Below are 14,471 nucleotides of genomic sequence, written 5' to 3'. Positions count from 1 at the left end.
AGTCGAAACTGCCGCTAACTTGGCTAGGACTCCCTCCGGACTTATTCCGAAAACGTACCTACGCGAGTCTCTAAACCGGGCGGCGGAGGTTGGGAAAGGCCCACTTCACGCGGCCCGGGATGGAACGAAGGTGAACCGGTCCTTGAGCCGTAGAAAAGGTTTTTCGTAGAAGCGATAGGATGCAGCGGCGATCACGATCGAACCGGCGGCAGTCAGCAGATAGAAGGGTAGAAGTTGATGGTGACCGACAGAATGGGTGACTCTGCCGATCGCCTCACCCACAACTGACCGCACCAGCATATGAAAGATGTAGAGGCCATAAGAGATCTTGCCGAGATAAATCAGGGGCCGCGCGATCAGCGGAACCTCCGCGCCCAGGACGGAAAAGAAGATCAGCAGGCAGCCCGCATCGAGACAAAGGTATCCGAGGAGAACTTGCATTGGGGTGCTAGGAATCTTCACATCGATGAAATTGAGTGGGAAGGCCGCAAATGCAAGGAGCATCATTCCCGAAATAAAGGCCACGATTCGCAATCCGGTCGCAAGCCGATAGGAACGATGATGGAGGTAAATCGCAAGGAGAGCACCGATAACAAAGAATTGAAATTGGCTTACGCTGTTTACCCAAAGAGCCGGCGACTTGGCTACACCAGACATGGGCAGAAGGTAATCGACAGCCCAGGCCACAGGGAGCACGAAGAGGGATGCGTAAATCATGCCCTTCTTCCCTCGGTACAAAGCTAGGGCTGGCCAGATCAGGTAAAACTGCTCCTCAACGGATATGCTCCAAAGCGGCTCCAGGCCCGGATTACGAGCCCATCCATGGGCTGCGGTAGCCCAGTTTCCGCACAAGAGCAGATAGGGTGCTAGCTGATTTCCGATGAAGGTCCCGGTGTGCAAGACGTGAGGCAAGAAGAAGGCGATGCCCACCGCTAGCAGATAGAGAGGCTGAATCCGGAGAACTCTTCTTATATAAAAGTTCTTGATGTGGATAGTTCCGGTTCGTTCCTTTTCCCGCAGCAGTAACTCCGTGATGAGGAAGGAGCTAAGCATGAAGAAGATACACACTCCTGCTGCTCCCGATTCTTGAATCACGGAACTGATTCTGAAGGTGCTGTCTATCGGGGCGCCGAGAATGTGGTGATTGAAAACGAGGATGAAGGCGAAGGCACGGAGGGCATCGAGTTCTGGCCTGTAGAACCGCGGAATCGAAGGCTTCGACAATCGATCGCTTCCAGCAGAGTCAGCCGAAGAGGACGACAAGCCAGGCATCTCAGGGGGAGTAGACGCTGTGCGCACTGGTAGGGTTCCATGCACGGTTTGAGGTGCCTCCTGTTCAGAGAAGAACTCAACAACTTGTTCTATAGGCGAAATGCTGGCGTATCAGTCCATTATACAAGGCAGGTTTCTGCCCTGGAGAATCTCTCCAGTTCTCGCGACGAGAGACGTCCTGGGTCGCCGCTCATCAGTAGCGGGAACCACACGCGTCCATTTGCAAAACGAGACTCCGGCAAGCAGTTTCTCCAGAATGGAGGACTCCACCCACTAGCCTTGTGCTTCGCGCGTCAAACTCCCATTCACCAGCCGCATCACTCCAAGCGGATTTCCCCGCTTCAACTCATCCGGCAGCGCCGCATCCACGAAGTCCTGATAGCAGATTGGCCGCACAAACCGGAAGATTGCCTGGGTACCCACCGAAGTCGATCGCCCATCCGACGTCGCCGGGTACGGGCCGCCATGCACCATCGCATGGCTTACCTCGACACCAGTCGGAAAGCCGTTAAACAGGATCCTGCCGACCTTCGTCTCGAGCACCCGAATCAGTGCTCCAGCCTTCATAAGGTCATCGTCAGTCCCATGGATCGTAGCCGTCAGATGCCCATGCATCCCCTTGGCAGCCTCTACCAGGCTCCCCTCGGCCCCGTAATGAACCAGAAGCGTAGTGGGTCCGAACACCTCTTCGCCAAGCTCCGGGTGCTCCAGAAACTCCCCTAATCCGATCCCAAACACAGCCGGAGCACCCGCCGCTGTCTCGGTCTCCGCCGCACCCGGATTCCCAGCGATCAACTCCGCCTTCCCCTTCGCCACTCTCTCCCGGATTGCCTTCCCGTACTTCGCCGCAATCCCATGCGTCAGCATGCCGGCACTCCCAAGCGCACCCACACCCGTCTTCAGAGTTTGCAGGAACTCACCGCTCTCGGCCTCAGGTACAAACACGATCCCGGGCTTGGTACAGAACTGCCCCGACCCAAGCGTGAAGGACCCTTGCAATCCCTGCGCAAGGGCGATCCCACGTTCTCGCATCGCGCCCGCCAGGATGAAGAGCGGGTTCGTACTGCCCATCTCGGCGTAGCATGGAATCGGCTCAGGCCGATCCGCCGCAAGCTTCATCAGCGCCTGCCCTCCAGCCGCCGACCCGGTAAAGGCAACGGCCTTCACCACCGGATGCTTCACCAGCGCGACCCCAACCTCGATCCCAGAGTCGAACAGCAGCGAGAACACCCCAACCGGCAGGCCGCTCTCGAGCACAGCCTTGCGAATCGCCCGTCCCGCTATCTCGCTCGTCCCCGGATGCGCCGGGTGTGCCTTTACAATCACCGGATTCCCCGCCGCCAGCGCCGAAGCCGTATCTCCACCCGCAACCGAGAACGCCAGCGGAAAGTTGCTCGCCCCAAACACCGCAACAGGCCCGATCGGCCGCAACATCGACCGCAGATCCGCCCGCGGCAAAGGCTTCCGCTCCGGCATCGCCTCATCGATCCGCAGGTTCGCCCACGACCCCTCGTCCAGCACATCGGCAAACAGCTTGAGCTGCCCCATCGTCCGTCCAAGCTCACCATTCAGCCGCGCCAGAGGCAGTCCCGTCTCAAGGTGAGCCCGATCCACGAGTGCGGGCCCAACGCTATTCAACTCATCCGCGATCCGCCGCAGAAACGCGGCGCGTTCCTTCCCGCTGATCGCCGCATACGCAGGAAAAGCAGCCTCGGCAAGCGTTGCGGCAAGCTCGATCTGGTCAGCCGAGGAAGAAAAGAACTCCGTCTCCAGCTCCGCGCCCGTAGCCGGGCTAACCGCCCGAAACGCCTTCGCGCCTCCTGCGGCGACCCCGTCCCCCACCAGCGACAAGCCAGCCAATCCCAACGTGTCCACGGCCATGATCGATGAGCTCCTTATGCCCCATCCAGCATGACCCAGCCCCGGCGAACATGCAAACGTTTCCCGGCCGCCCTACTTCGGCCCACGAAACGTCAGGTAACCCCACTGGTCCGGCACGTGCATGTTGATCACCCCTTGCGGCGACCACACCCAGTTGTCTTCATGCGGTTGCCCGGCCTTCCATTCCACCCGGCTGAAGTTGATGCGCCACTCGCTACCCACCTCCGGCTTCGTCACTGGGAGCCGCGACCCGAAGGCGCTCCACGGAAACGCCATCTCTACCGTCCATCCCTGGTCCTTATCCTCCGAAGCATTCAGCGTCCCACGCACCGCGACCGCCGTCTTCAGCCCCGGGATATCCCACGAATTGTCCGCTTTCCCGCCTTCGCGATAAGGCTTGTTAAGAAACAGGTCCCACGACGTATTCAGCGCATTGATCTCAAACTCGTAGTATCCCGGATTACCTCCCGGCGGCTTCAGAAAGACTTCGAAGTCGTTGTCATGGAAGATCACCGAGTCATGCTCCGTCAGCTTCGCCTTCACATCCGGCTCTTCCAACTCGGCTCCGACGTACAGATAGTTGTCATCCCACGTGATCTTCGCTCGCGTCTTGAACCGCGGCAAAGGCTTAGCCGACCCCTCGATATCGACGAAATCCGTAGTCCACGCCGCCTTCGCCCACGCCGGATCATCCAGCTTTCCGTCAATCGCAATCGGCTTCGTCGCCTTGAGGCACTCGTACGTCTTCGGAGTAGGACCCGCCGTCTCCTGTGCCGAAGCCGTCAGAACCGTCAAAAGAAGAAGCTGCATCCCTTTCGTCCAACCACTCATCCTGCCGTCCTCCAGAGGTTCGTGCACTCGCTAAAAACTGCAAAGCGTCTCGCCAGATATATCACCCCGCACTGCAATCTGCGGTCGATCTCCAAATGCAAAATCCGATTCCCGCTACGATCTGTGTCCAATAGCCGAGTCCAGCCTTCACACTAAGAGGAATGTCTACCTTCGCGCTCCTGAGCATCATCGTTACGGTCGGCGCTCTCTTCAGCTTCGTGAGCTACCGCTTCCTGCGCCTGCCGACCACCATCGGAACCATGATGCTCTCCCTCGCCGCAGCCGCGGCCCTTATCTTCGCAGGCCACGCCGCGCCCTCGCTGCACGCCTCGGCCGAGCACCTCGTAGCCGGCATCGACTTCAACGGAGTCGTCCTCCACGGCATGCTCGCCTTCCTGCTCTTCGCCGGAGCCCTGCAACTCGATCTCACTCGCCTCTCGCAGGAAAGGCTCCCCGTCACGGCACTCGCCGTCGGAGCCACGGCAATCTCCACCATTCTCGTCGCGGCTCTCCTCCACTACGCCCTGGCCCTCATTGGCATTCACCTCAGCGCCATAAGCTGCCTCCTCTTCGGCGCCCTCATCTCCCCCACTGACCCCATCGCCGTGCTCGACGTCCTCCATCGCGCCGGTGCGACCCCGCAGCTTGAAGTCCAACTCGCCGGCGAATCCCTCTTCAACGACGGTTTCGGAGCAGTTGTCTTTCTCGCACTGCTCGGAGCCTCCGGAACCGGGAAACTCCCCTCGCCGCAGGTCTTCGGGACGCTTCTCGCGCTCGAAGCCGGCGGAGGGATCCTCCTCGGCATGGTGCTCGGCTACCTCACCTACCGCATCATCTCCCTTGTCAACAGCTACCGTGTCGAGGTCCTGCTATCGCTTGCCCTCTGCATGGGTGGCTACGCCCTCGCTGACGCGCTGCACCTCTCCGCACCGCTTGAGGTCGTCACCGCCGGTTTGCTCATCGGCGGCCACACCCGAGGTACCGTGATGTCACGCGAGACCCGTGAGCACCTCGAACGCTTCTGGGAGCTCATCGACGAGTTCATGAACATCGTCCTCTTCCTTCTGCTCGGCCTGCAGCTTCTCGTGCTGCCCTTTGCCCGCCTCTACTTCATCGCTGGCCTCATAGCCATTCCCGTAGTCCTCGTCGCACGCTTCGCCAGCGTCGGAATCGTAGTCCGTCTCATCGCACGCGTTCGCCGCAAGGTGCCCCACGGTATCGTAGTCCTCACCTGGGGCGGCCTCCGCGGAGCCCTGGCCGTCGCTCTTGCGCTGGCTCTTCCGACAGATACCCACGGAAGCCGCAATCTCCTCCTGGTCGCCACCTTCGTCGTCGTGGTCTTCTCAATCTTGGTGCAGGGCCTCACCCTGGGACCCCTCATCACTCACCTCAAAGAGAAACCCCACCAACTCGCACAGCCAGGGAAGACGGCCGCCCGCTAGCTGTTTGCAACCGTGACGGCCTGTTCCAGATACACATCACTCGTCAGTTGTTCCACGAGAAACTGCGCCAGATCCCCACGCGTGATCTTATGGGCCATCTCTCCCGCCGGAACGACCTTCACCGACCCGGTCGCGTCCGAGTCGCTCAACACCGGCGGTCGCACCAGCACCCACTCCAGCCCGCTCCTTTTGACCTCTTCTTCCATCGCTTCCTTGTCTTTCAGAGCCCCACGCAGGAACGTCGGCATCATCAGGTGCTCGTAGAAGAATCCCGCCTGCTCCTTGCTGTCACCAACCCCAAGCACTGAGATCACGATCAGCCGCTTCGCTCCTACCTTGCCCATCACCTCGATCACCACCCTGGCTGCACTCGACTCTAGGTCCGTCTCCTTGAACGGCGTCTTCCCACCCAGCGTGTCAATCACTGCATTGTGACCTTCCATCGCCGTCTCAAGCCGCGACGGGTTCCTGACATCCCCATGCACGACCTCCATCCCCGCCGGATAAGGATGCTTCTCTTCCTCCTTCGGATCGTCGCTGTGGACGAGTCCCGTTACCTGGTGTCCTGCCGCCAGCGCCCGTTCCGCTACCAGCCTGCCCGTCTTTCCCGCCGCTCCAATCACCAGAACCTTCATCGCTCACCTCACTCGGTGGGATGCGCCATAGCGCGCAAGCGTCCACCACACGGCTGCTGTACCATCACGGTGGACGTTTCAACGTTTCAGGACCATACTTCGCAGGGAGCAGCACGCAATGCGCATCGGCATCGATCTGGGTGGAACCAAAATTGAGGCGGTCCTTCTCGACCACGAAGGCAAAGAGCTCGCCAAGCACCGCGTCGACACTCCGCGCGACGATTATCGCGCCACCGTGCAAGCCATGGTCGATCTCGTCCACCTCCTCGAAGGCAAGGTCGGCCAGAAGGCCACCGTCGGCGCCGGCATCCCCGGAACCGTCTCCGCCCGCACCGGCCTCGTCAAGAACGCCAACTCCACCTGGCTCAACGGCCAACCGCTCCAGCGCGATTTCAGCGCCGCCCTCGGCCGCGAAGCCCGCATCGCCAACGACGCCAACTGCCTCGCCGTCTCCGAAGCCACCGACGGTGCCGCCGCTGGAGCCCCAGTAGTCTTCGGCGTCATCCTCGGCACCGGCTGCGGTGGTGGCGTCGCCTTCACCGGCCACGTCCACGGCGGCCCCAACGGCATCGCCGGCGAGTGGGGCCACAATCCCCTCCCTTGGGCCACGCAGTCTGAAACCCCCGGCCCCGCCTGCTATTGCGGTAAGCACGGATGCATGGAGACCTGGGTCTCCGGAACCGGCGTCGCCCGCGATCACGCCCAGGTCGCCCACGATAAGATGGCTCTCGCCGGCCACTTTCCGCCCGATGGCAAGCCGATCACCACGCGCGAGATCGTAGCCGCCGCCCAGGCCGGAGACCCCGAAGCCGTAGCCACCCTCGAGCGCTTCGAAGACCGCCTTGCCCGCGGACTCGCCTCCGTCATCCACGTCCTCGACCCCGACGTCATCGTCTTCGGGGGAGGCCTCTCCCGCATCGACAACCTCTACGAGCATCTCCCCGCCCGCATTGCCCCCTACATCTTCGGCGGAGAGTTCACCACCCCCCTAGTCCCCGCCAAGTACGGCGACGCCAGCGGAGTCCGCGGAGCCGCCTGGCTCTGGCCCGCCTGATCCGCCCCGCGCTCGGGTGCCCTATCCTAACCGGCGGTTTCATCGCCGGTTAGGATAGGAACGTAAACCGCTCAATAGTGCTCTTGCCGTTGCCTCCTTGGTTGTCATTCCCCAAGGGAACCTGCGCCTGCCGCTGGCTAATCCGCCACCCGATCTGCCCGGAAAATCAACAAATTCCCATCCGGATCGGTAGCCGTCACCCCACCCTTAGTCTTCTTCGCCGCAACCCCACGCCGCTTCAACTCCGAAGCCGTTTTCCCCACATCCGCCACGGAAAAGTAGGTTCGTGCCCGAGGATCCCCGTTCTCAGACGAGAACAGATAAATCTCCTGCGTACTCCCGGGAATCACAAGAATATCCGCGCGCCCCACGAGCGTCGGAAACCCAAGCTCCTGCTCATAGAACTTCATCGCCGCCGGAAGATCCCGCATCGGCAGCGCCACCCCGAACATCTCCGTCGAAATCCGCGAAGCCCCCAGGTGCTGCCCCTTATCGAGCGTATGTTTCGACTCCGGCATGTACTGCGTGTACTCGATGTTCTGCCCCTCTGGCCCACGCATCGTGAACAGCAAATTCCCCATCCCCGCCTTGCGCAGCTCATTCGGCCGTAGCCCCTCGTTCAGATAGTGCGTATGCAGCGCCTCAAGATCCTTCCCATCGAAGCAAAGGTGCAGAAACCCCACCGGCTCATGCTCCCCATTCAACCCCGTAGCCCCCGGCAATTGCGGATAGATCTCCAGAAACTCGCGGTCGTTGATCTTGTAAAACGCCTGCGTCACCACCCCGTTCTTCTCTGCTGAGAACGCCTTCTGAAACCCCAGCTTCTCGTAGAACGCCTCCGACGCCGCCAGGTCCTTCACCCGGATCGCCATATGCGCCAGCCCCATAAACGCCTTCGGATCCGCCCCATCCGGATTATTCTGCACCTGCCCCCACGCCGCACCGGCAAGCGCGACCATAACCATCGCAACCTTCAAACCATCGCACAAACTCATAGCCAACATCCTAACGCCGCCAGATCACCCGCCCACCCCGCACTGTCATCTTCGGCCTCGCAAACGCTCCCACATCCGTCATCGGATCCCCATTCATCACCACCAGATCCCCATCCTTCCCCACCTCCAACGTCCCCTTCTCGGCGGACACTCCAAACCGCGTCGCCGGAGTCACCGTCAACATCCGCAGCATATCCCGCCCATTCAGTCCCGACTTCGCCAGCGCCTGAAACTCATCCGCCGTGTCGTAGTCCGTCATATACCCGACGTCGGTCCCAAAGATCAGATCCCCGCCAAGCTCATGAAACCGCCTCACCTGCGCATAGATCGGATCCAGGTACGAAGCCTTTGTCGTCACCGTCGTCCGAAACATCTTCAACGTAGGCACCATCGCCATCTTCCTCGCAATGATGTCCCTGAGGACCGCATCATCGACACCCTCCGTCGTATCCACCGCATGCGCCAGCACACTCACCCCGCTCGCCATCGCAACCTTCACGCCCGCCAGGTCGGACTCATGCGCGAACGCAATCTGCCCATGCGCCCTGGCCGCCTCGACAGCAGCCGTCGCAATCTCGACCGGCATCGGCAGCACCGTCCCCCGTTCGACATACGACCCCGTAAACAGCTTCAAAATATCCGCCCCATCCGCGATATTCCGGTCGACATCTTTCACCGCCGCCGCCGGAGTCGCAGGCTGCGCCATCAGGCGCAGCATCCATCCCGGCAAGCTCCCCCGCAGATAATACGGAATCCCCTTCGGCGGATACAGCGCCCCGCCAGCCGTATAGATCTTCGGCCCAAGGATCTCTCCATGCTCAATCCGCCGCCGCAGCGGCACCGTATCCCGCAGGTTCGACCCCGTATCGACGACGGTCGTAAACCCCCGGCTCGTCAGCATGTCCTCCACCTGTGCCTCAAGCACGCCCTTTGGCTTCCACTCGGCTCCTATCCACTTGGCCTCGGTGAAGTGAACGTGCGCATTCCAGAACCCCGCCGTCACCACGCACCCATCGCACGCAATCACCTCCGCCCCCGCCGGAACCTCTACACCCTCCCCAACCGCCGCGATCTTCCCATCCCGCACCACCACAGTCGCCCGCGCCATCACCGGAGCGTCGGGCGACACGTACACATTCGCCCCCGTTATCGCCAGCACCCCACGGGCCTGCATTGGAGACGGGTGCAACTCCCGCAGCGGATAGAGCCCCAGCAGATAAACCGCCACCCCAAGCAAAACCACCACCGCGACCACGAACCCCACCAGCCAACGCACAACGCGCATTCCCGCACCTCGATGTATCCAAACCTACCCGGAACCTGCTGAAATCCAACCCAAAATATTTCTGTGCGTAATATTGCAATCAGCAATACAATTATTACAGATCGCAATAAGAGGCGATCCAGCATGAAGCTCTCCGACAAGATCCGTTACCTCCGCGAAGTCGAAGGAAGCATCCGCGGGCTCGACCGCGCGATGACTCAGCAGGAAGTCGTGCAGGCCATCCACACGTCGGAACCCGGCGGCCGCACGATCAGCCAGTCATACCTCTCGCAGATCGAGTCCGGCGCCCGCCCTCACCTCACCAACACCACCCGGCTTCTCCTCGCCCGCTTCTTCAAGGTCCACCCCGGCTACCTCGTCGACGACCCGGAAGGCTACAACGCGCAGCTTATGAGCGACCTCTCGTCCGTCGAAGACAAGCTCGACCTCTGGCTCGTCAGCGGAGCCGAGCGTTTCCGTCGCGATCCATGCCTCGGACAGGCCCTCCTGACCCTCGCCCGGCACGACGACTCGCGCCGCTGCCTCCTCCTCCTCGAGTCCATCCTCGACACTCCCAACCTTCTCGACCGCCTCCTAAACGTTCTCCGTCCGGAAGCCCTCGAGACCAACGCCAGTGCCGAACCACCCTGCCCACCACTCTCGGCTGATCTACCCGCCCTCACTGCCGAGTCCACCCTCACCCCTAAACCACGCAAACCCCGTAAGGCCTAACCGCCATGGAATCCATCTTCCTCATCTGCTTCGGCGTCGGACTCACCTTCACCCTCCTCGCCGTCCTCACCGGCTCCGGCCACCTGCACATCGGCCATCTGCACATCGGCCACATCCACACCGGCAAAACCATCACGCCCCACACCCACGGCTTCCTCCACGCCCTCAACGGCTTCACCATCCCTGCGTTCCTCTGCTGGTTCGGCGGAGCCGGCTACCTGATGGCCCGCGCTCACATCCTGCCAGCGGCCATCGTCCTCCTGCTCGCGTCCCTCAGTGGCATCGCCGGTTCGTCGCTGATCTACGCTCTCCTCTTCAAGGTCCTCATGCCCCGCGAGCGCGTCCTTGCCCCCGGAGACACGGACATGTACGGCGTCATCGCCCGCGTCTCCAGCCAGATCCGCTCCGGCGAAACCGGCGAGATCCTCTTCACCCAGCTCGGAACCCGCCGCGCCGCCGCCGCCCGCTCGGAGGATGGCCTGCCCATCGCACGCGACACCGAGGTCGTCGTCCTGCGGTACGAACGTGGCATTGCCTACGTCCGCCTCTGGGAAGAATCCCTCCCTACGGACCGGCCCGTGCAAGCCGCCCTCAGCGATTGAGCGGGCAGTTGCCTTTCTGGTTGTCATTCCCGAAGGGAATCTGCGTTTATCTTCGCCGCTGCAAGTTTTACGCCGTCATCCTGAGCAAAGCGAAGGACCCCTGTATCTCGCTCTTGCTCCATCCGAACCTATAACCGCTTCAGCTCCAAAGGAGCCAGGAAGTCATGTCCACCTCCGTCATCGTCGTCGTCGGCCTCGTCATTCTCGCCACGCTCATCCTCTTCTCGTCCATAGGCCGCCTCTACCGCAAGGCCGGCCCCAACGAAGCCATCATCGTCTACGGCTACCGTGCCGCGCGCGTCATCACCAAGGGCGGCGCCGTCATCTTCCCGGTCGTCGAAACCTACCGCGCCCTCACCCTCGAGCTCATGAGCTTCGACGTCGCGCCCCAGCAGGACCTCTACACCAAGCAGGGCGTCGCCGTCACCGTCGAAGCCGTCGCCCAGATCAAGGTCCGCTCGGACCACGAGTCCATCCTCACCGCCGCCGAGCAGTTCCTCTCGAAGACCCCCGACCAGAAGGAGGCCCTCATCCGCCTCGTCATGGAAGGCCATCTCCGCGGCATCATCGGCCAGTTGACCGTCGAGCAGATCGTGAAGGAGCCCGAGATGGTCGCCGAGCGCATGCGCGCCACGTGTCTCGATGACCTCTCGAAGATGGGCCTCGAAGTCGTGTCGTTCACCATCCGCGAGGTCCGCGACAAGAACGAGTACATCACCAACATGGGCCGCCCCGACGTAGCCCGCATCAAGCGCGACGCCGAAATCGCCGCCGCCGAAGCCGAACGCGACACCGCTATCCGTCGCGCCAACGCTCTTCGCGAAGCTGCCATCGCCAAGGCCGCGTCCGATCAGGATCGCGTCATCGCCGAGACCGCGTCGTTAGCCAAGCAGGCCCAGGCCCAGCGCGACCTCGACATCCAGAAGGCCCAGTTCACCGAGCAGTCGCGTCGTCAAGAAGCCCAGGCCGACAAGGCCTACGAACTCCAGACGAACGTCATGCAGCAGCAGGTCGTCGCCGAGCAGCAAAAGATCCTCCAGGTCGAGAAGGAAGCCCAGATCAAGGTCCAGGAAGCTGAAATCGCACGCCACGAGAACGAGCTCATCTCCACCGTCCTCAAGGCCTCTGAGATCGAAGCCCGCCGCATCACCAATATCGCCACGGCCGAGAAATCCCGCGCCACCATCCAGGCCGAAGGTCTCGCCGCCGCCGCCCGCGTTCAGGGTGAGGCGCAGGCCGCGATCACACGCCTCCAGGGTCAGGCCGAAGCCGACGTCATCTTCCAGAAGGGCGAAGCCGAAGCCAAGGCCATGAACGTCAAGGCCGAAGCCTACCAGGAGTGGACACAGGCCGCCATCGTCGACAAGCTCATCACCAACATGGCCGAAGTCGTCCGCGCCATGGCCGAGCCTCTCTCGAAGGTCGACAAGATCACCATCATCTCAACCGGCGAAGAGAGCGGTGGAGGCATGGGAGCTAGCCGCGTCACCGGCGAGGTCACCAAGATCGCCGCACAGGTCCCAGCCCTTCTCGAGTCCCTCACCGGCATGAAGATGTCCGACCTCATGGGCCAGATCAAACCCATGGAGCCCCGCTCCGAAACCAGCAGCGAAATCAAGCCCAACTAACCCGGGCCCCTCGCCCATCTACACCGGGGTGCCCCACCTTAGGCACGGTTCCATCGTGCCGAAGGTGGGAGAACCGGCAACAACGTCCAAGGCAAACCCACCACCTTCATCCGATCGTTCCAAAGGAAACGACCCATGATCACCCTCCTGCTCATCGCCCCCGCCCTCATAATCTTCTTCATCGTCCACGTCGTCCGCCGCATCGTCTTCGGACACCACCATCACCACCGCCGCCACTGGGGCTATGGAAACGGCTACGGCTACAACAACTGCGGAGGCTACGGCCGCCCCCGCTTCGGCGGAGGCCTCATGACCATCCTCGCCCTCGTAGCCCTAGAGCGCCTATTCGACCGCCGCTTCTAAAGCCGTTGCCGTTGCCTTTCTGGTTGTCATTCCCGAAGAGAATCTGCGTCTTCTGTTGTCGTTGCAGTAATGCACCACCGTCCAACTGTCCTGCTTATTGGCACGGCCTCATCCGTGCCATCACCATCAGCCAAGCCAAAGGGCGTCAGCCCCGGAAGCCCCGAAAGGAACCATCATGGCCCTCCTCGAACGCGTAGCCACCCTCCTCCGCGCCAACATCAACGACCTCATTGAGCGCGCCGAGGACCCCGAAAAACTGGCCCGCCAGTTAGTCCTGGACATGGAAAACCAGCTCCTTCAGGTGAAGACCCAGGTAGCCATCGCCATCGCCGACCAGCACCTCCTCCAGAAGAAGCGCAAAGACCACGAAGCCTCTGCCCAGGAGTGGCATCACAAGGCCGAGCTTGCCGTCACCCGCCAGCAGGACGACCTCGCCCGTGCCGCCCTCGAGCGTTCCCTCGCCAGCCAGCAGCTAGCCGAGGGCTTCACCCAGCAGTTGGAGGATCAAACCACCGAGACCGAAAACCTCCGCGCCGCCTACAACCGCCTCCAGCAAAAACTAGCCGAGACCCGCACCGAGACCGACCTCCTGATCGCCCGCGCCCGCCGCGCCCGCGCCATCCAGAAGGCTACCCCGTCAGGCGCTCAAGACCCCACCACCACCCTCAACCGCCTCCGCACCACCATCACCCAGACCGAATCCACCAACGCCGCCCACAACGCCCTCCTCACCGAGCCCACCCTCGAAGACCAGTTCCAGAACATGGAGCGCGAAGACAAGGTCGAAGCCCTCCTCCAGGACCTGAAAAACCGAAACCAGAACCGCCTACTCCAATAGCGCCAGCCCACATTACCGGCCCATCAACATCATCGCGGAGACGTTCGCCCCACCCGGCATCTCACCCGCAAAGAGGTGATCCATGGCCGCGAAGAAGCACTTCCACTGCAAGGACGTAGGCTACGACTGCAATTGGCAGCTCGAAGGAAACTCCGAAGACGAGATGCTCCCCGTCATCGAGAAGCACGCGGCCGAGGTCCACAACCTGACCCACTTCAAGGACCAGGCCGTCGAGCACGTCCTCGAAGCCATTCGTCGCAACGGCTAACCACGTTTACCGCACAATGGCCCACATCCTGCCGAACCAAAACGTACACTAAGACGCATGATTGCCCACCTGCGCGGCCGCCTTCTCACCAAATCCCCCAACCAGGCAATCGTCGAATGCGCCGGCGTAGGTTACGAAGTGGCCATCTCCGTCACGACTTTTACCTCAATCCCCAACGAGGGGAGCGAGATAGCTCTCCACATCTACACCAGGGTGGCCGAGGATCAGCTAGCCCTCTTCGGCTTCGCCGAACTGCACGAAAAACGCCTCTTCGAGAAGCTCTTGACGATCACAGGCATAGGCCCGAAGCTGGCAATTACGGTCCTGAGCGGCATAGCCCCCGAACGCCTCGTCAACGCCATCCGAGGCTCCGATCACGCAACCCTTACAAAAATCCCCGGAATCGGCAAGAAAACTGCCGAAAGAGTCGTCCTGGAGCTGAAAGATAAACTGGACGACCTTGCCTACCCCTCCGCCACTCCACAAACCACCACCACGACCCACTACGGCCCCGCCGCCGAAGACGCCCTCTCGGCATTGGTCAACCTAGGCTACCCGCGCCCCGCCGCCCAGAAGGCCATCGAAGGTGCCATCGCCCGCCACCCCGAATCCGCCGCCGACTTCGAGTCTCTCTTCCGCGCAGCCATGTCCAGCATTCGCTGAGGC

The 14,471-nt window shown here is 61.8% G+C and carries 15 protein-coding genes; 9 read left to right on the top strand and 6 right to left on the bottom strand.

All coding sequences use genetic code 11. The features are described 5' to 3' along the window. Positions 1-105 precede the first annotated feature (105 nt). The 3 genes from GRAN_RS08035 to GRAN_RS08025 form a co-directional block, all read right to left on the bottom strand. On the bottom strand, positions 106-1,272 hold the full coding sequence (locus GRAN_RS08035) for an acyltransferase family protein (RefSeq protein ID WP_241654487.1): 1,167 nt from the start codon (positions 1,270-1,272) through the stop codon (positions 106-108). A gap of 273 nt (positions 1,273-1,545) precedes the next feature. Further along, entirely contained in the window at positions 1,546-3,153 is a 1,608-nt protein-coding gene (locus tag GRAN_RS08030; protein ID WP_192897979.1) for an aldehyde dehydrogenase (NADP(+)), read from the bottom strand. 72 nt (positions 3,154-3,225) lie between these two features. After that, positions 3,226-3,984, bottom strand: coding sequence for a carbohydrate-binding family 9-like protein (locus GRAN_RS08025; RefSeq protein ID WP_241654404.1), 759 nt, complete (start codon positions 3,982-3,984; stop codon positions 3,226-3,228). A 161-nt stretch (positions 3,985-4,145) separates the two neighbouring features. On the opposite strand from GRAN_RS08025, the gene GRAN_RS08020 reads away from it, so the two are divergent. Next, a complete protein-coding gene (locus tag GRAN_RS08020; protein ID WP_128912392.1) occupies positions 4,146-5,426 on the top strand; it encodes a cation:proton antiporter in 1,281 nt (426 codons plus the stop codon). Here the strand turns inward: GRAN_RS08020 and GRAN_RS08015 are convergent. Continuing rightward, complete coding sequence (locus GRAN_RS08015) at positions 5,423-6,061, bottom strand: NAD(P)-dependent oxidoreductase (RefSeq protein ID WP_128912391.1); 639 nt, start codon at positions 6,059-6,061, stop codon at positions 5,423-5,425. The genes GRAN_RS08020 and GRAN_RS08015 overlap by 4 nt on opposite strands. A gap of 118 nt (positions 6,062-6,179) precedes the next feature. On the opposite strand from GRAN_RS08015, the gene GRAN_RS08010 reads away from it, so the two are divergent. Beyond that, complete coding sequence (locus GRAN_RS08010) at positions 6,180-7,115, top strand: ROK family protein (protein WP_128912390.1); 936 nt, start codon at positions 6,180-6,182, stop codon at positions 7,113-7,115. A gap of 137 nt (positions 7,116-7,252) precedes the next feature. On the opposite strand, the gene GRAN_RS08005 is transcribed toward GRAN_RS08010, so the two are convergent. Both GRAN_RS08005 and GRAN_RS08000 read right to left on the bottom strand, forming a co-directional pair. Further along, the gene (locus GRAN_RS08005; protein ID WP_161570892.1) at positions 7,253-8,110 is read right to left on the bottom strand and encodes a VOC family protein; all 858 of its coding nucleotides are present in this window, start codon (positions 8,108-8,110) and stop codon (positions 7,253-7,255) included. A gap of 10 nt (positions 8,111-8,120) precedes the next feature. Then, entirely contained in the window at positions 8,121-9,395 is a 1,275-nt protein-coding gene (locus tag GRAN_RS08000; RefSeq protein ID WP_128912388.1) for an amidohydrolase family protein, read from the bottom strand. Positions 9,396-9,518: 123 nt separating this feature from the next. On the opposite strand from GRAN_RS08000, the gene GRAN_RS07995 reads away from it, so the two are divergent. The 7 genes from GRAN_RS07995 to ruvA all read left to right on the top strand — a co-directional run bounded on the left by GRAN_RS07995 (position 9,519) and on the right by ruvA (position 14,468). Further along, positions 9,519-10,106 carry a helix-turn-helix domain-containing protein gene (locus GRAN_RS07995; protein ID WP_241654403.1) on the top strand — a complete coding sequence of 196 codons (588 nt, stop codon included), beginning with the start codon at positions 9,519-9,521 and terminating at the stop codon, positions 10,104-10,106. Positions 10,107-10,111: 5 nt separating this feature from the next. Further along, positions 10,112-10,708, top strand: a complete 597-nt coding sequence (locus GRAN_RS07990) for an NfeD family membrane protein (protein WP_128912387.1) — start codon at positions 10,112-10,114, stop codon at positions 10,706-10,708. Positions 10,709-10,872: 164 nt separating this feature from the next. Next, positions 10,873-12,336, top strand: coding sequence for a flotillin family protein (locus tag GRAN_RS07985; RefSeq protein ID WP_128912386.1), 1,464 nt, complete (start codon positions 10,873-10,875; stop codon positions 12,334-12,336). 135 nt (positions 12,337-12,471) lie between these two features. Then, positions 12,472-12,699: a hypothetical protein gene (locus GRAN_RS07980; protein ID WP_128912385.1), complete on the top strand. Its 228-nt coding sequence runs from the start codon at positions 12,472-12,474 to the stop codon at positions 12,697-12,699. Between the two features lie 175 nt (positions 12,700-12,874). Then, positions 12,875-13,537, top strand: coding sequence for a PspA/IM30 family protein (locus GRAN_RS07975; RefSeq protein WP_128912384.1), 663 nt, complete (start codon positions 12,875-12,877; stop codon positions 13,535-13,537). A gap of 82 nt (positions 13,538-13,619) precedes the next feature. Beyond that, positions 13,620-13,805 carry a DUF1059 domain-containing protein gene (locus GRAN_RS07970; RefSeq protein ID WP_128912383.1) on the top strand — a complete coding sequence of 62 codons (186 nt, stop codon included), beginning with the start codon at positions 13,620-13,622 and terminating at the stop codon, positions 13,803-13,805. Between the two features lie 57 nt (positions 13,806-13,862). After that, positions 13,863-14,468: a Holliday junction branch migration protein RuvA gene (ruvA, locus tag GRAN_RS07965; RefSeq protein ID WP_128912382.1), complete on the top strand. Its 606-nt coding sequence runs from the start codon at positions 13,863-13,865 to the stop codon at positions 14,466-14,468. Positions 14,469-14,471: the final 3 nt, after the last annotated feature.

Origin of the sequence: Granulicella sibirica, from assembly GCF_004115155.1 — a bacterium.
Lineage (GTDB): Bacteria > Acidobacteriota > Terriglobia > Terriglobales > Acidobacteriaceae > Edaphobacter > Edaphobacter sibiricus.
The sequence above is the reverse complement of the archived record's forward strand: the minus strand, read 5'-3'. Positions and strand labels throughout refer to the sequence as shown.

Excerpts from the sequence above, each read along its gene's own strand:
- GRAN_RS08000 (WP_128912388.1), bottom strand. The coding sequence starts at position 9,395 with ATGCGCGTTGTGCGTTGGCTGGTGGGGTTCGTGGTCGCGGTGGTGGTT.
- GRAN_RS07995 (WP_241654403.1), top strand. The coding sequence starts at position 9,519 with ATGAAGCTCTCCGACAAGATCCGTTACCTCCGCGAAGTCGAAGGAAGC.
- GRAN_RS08035 (WP_241654487.1), bottom strand. The coding sequence starts at position 1,272 with ATGCCTGGCTTGTCGTCCTCTTCGGCTGACTCTGCTGGAAGCGATCGA.
- GRAN_RS07990 (WP_128912387.1), top strand. The coding sequence starts at position 10,112 with ATGGAATCCATCTTCCTCATCTGCTTCGGCGTCGGACTCACCTTCACC.
- GRAN_RS08020 (WP_128912392.1), top strand. The coding sequence starts at position 4,146 with ATGTCTACCTTCGCGCTCCTGAGCATCATCGTTACGGTCGGCGCTCTC.
- GRAN_RS08025 (WP_241654404.1), bottom strand. The coding sequence starts at position 3,984 with ATGAGTGGTTGGACGAAAGGGATGCAGCTTCTTCTTTTGACGGTTCTG.
- GRAN_RS07985 (WP_128912386.1), top strand. The coding sequence starts at position 10,873 with ATGTCCACCTCCGTCATCGTCGTCGTCGGCCTCGTCATTCTCGCCACG.
- GRAN_RS08015 (WP_128912391.1), bottom strand. The coding sequence starts at position 6,061 with ATGAAGGTTCTGGTGATTGGAGCGGCGGGAAAGACGGGCAGGCTGGTA.
- GRAN_RS08030 (WP_192897979.1), bottom strand. The coding sequence starts at position 3,153 with ATGGCCGTGGACACGTTGGGATTGGCTGGCTTGTCGCTGGTGGGGGAC.
- GRAN_RS07970 (WP_128912383.1), top strand. The coding sequence starts at position 13,620 with ATGGCCGCGAAGAAGCACTTCCACTGCAAGGACGTAGGCTACGACTGC.
- ruvA (WP_128912382.1), top strand. The coding sequence starts at position 13,863 with ATGATTGCCCACCTGCGCGGCCGCCTTCTCACCAAATCCCCCAACCAG.
- GRAN_RS07975 (WP_128912384.1), top strand. The coding sequence starts at position 12,875 with ATGGCCCTCCTCGAACGCGTAGCCACCCTCCTCCGCGCCAACATCAAC.
- GRAN_RS08010 (WP_128912390.1), top strand. The coding sequence starts at position 6,180 with ATGCGCATCGGCATCGATCTGGGTGGAACCAAAATTGAGGCGGTCCTT.
- GRAN_RS07980 (WP_128912385.1), top strand. The coding sequence starts at position 12,472 with ATGATCACCCTCCTGCTCATCGCCCCCGCCCTCATAATCTTCTTCATC.
- GRAN_RS08005 (WP_161570892.1), bottom strand. The coding sequence starts at position 8,110 with ATGAGTTTGTGCGATGGTTTGAAGGTTGCGATGGTTATGGTCGCGCTT.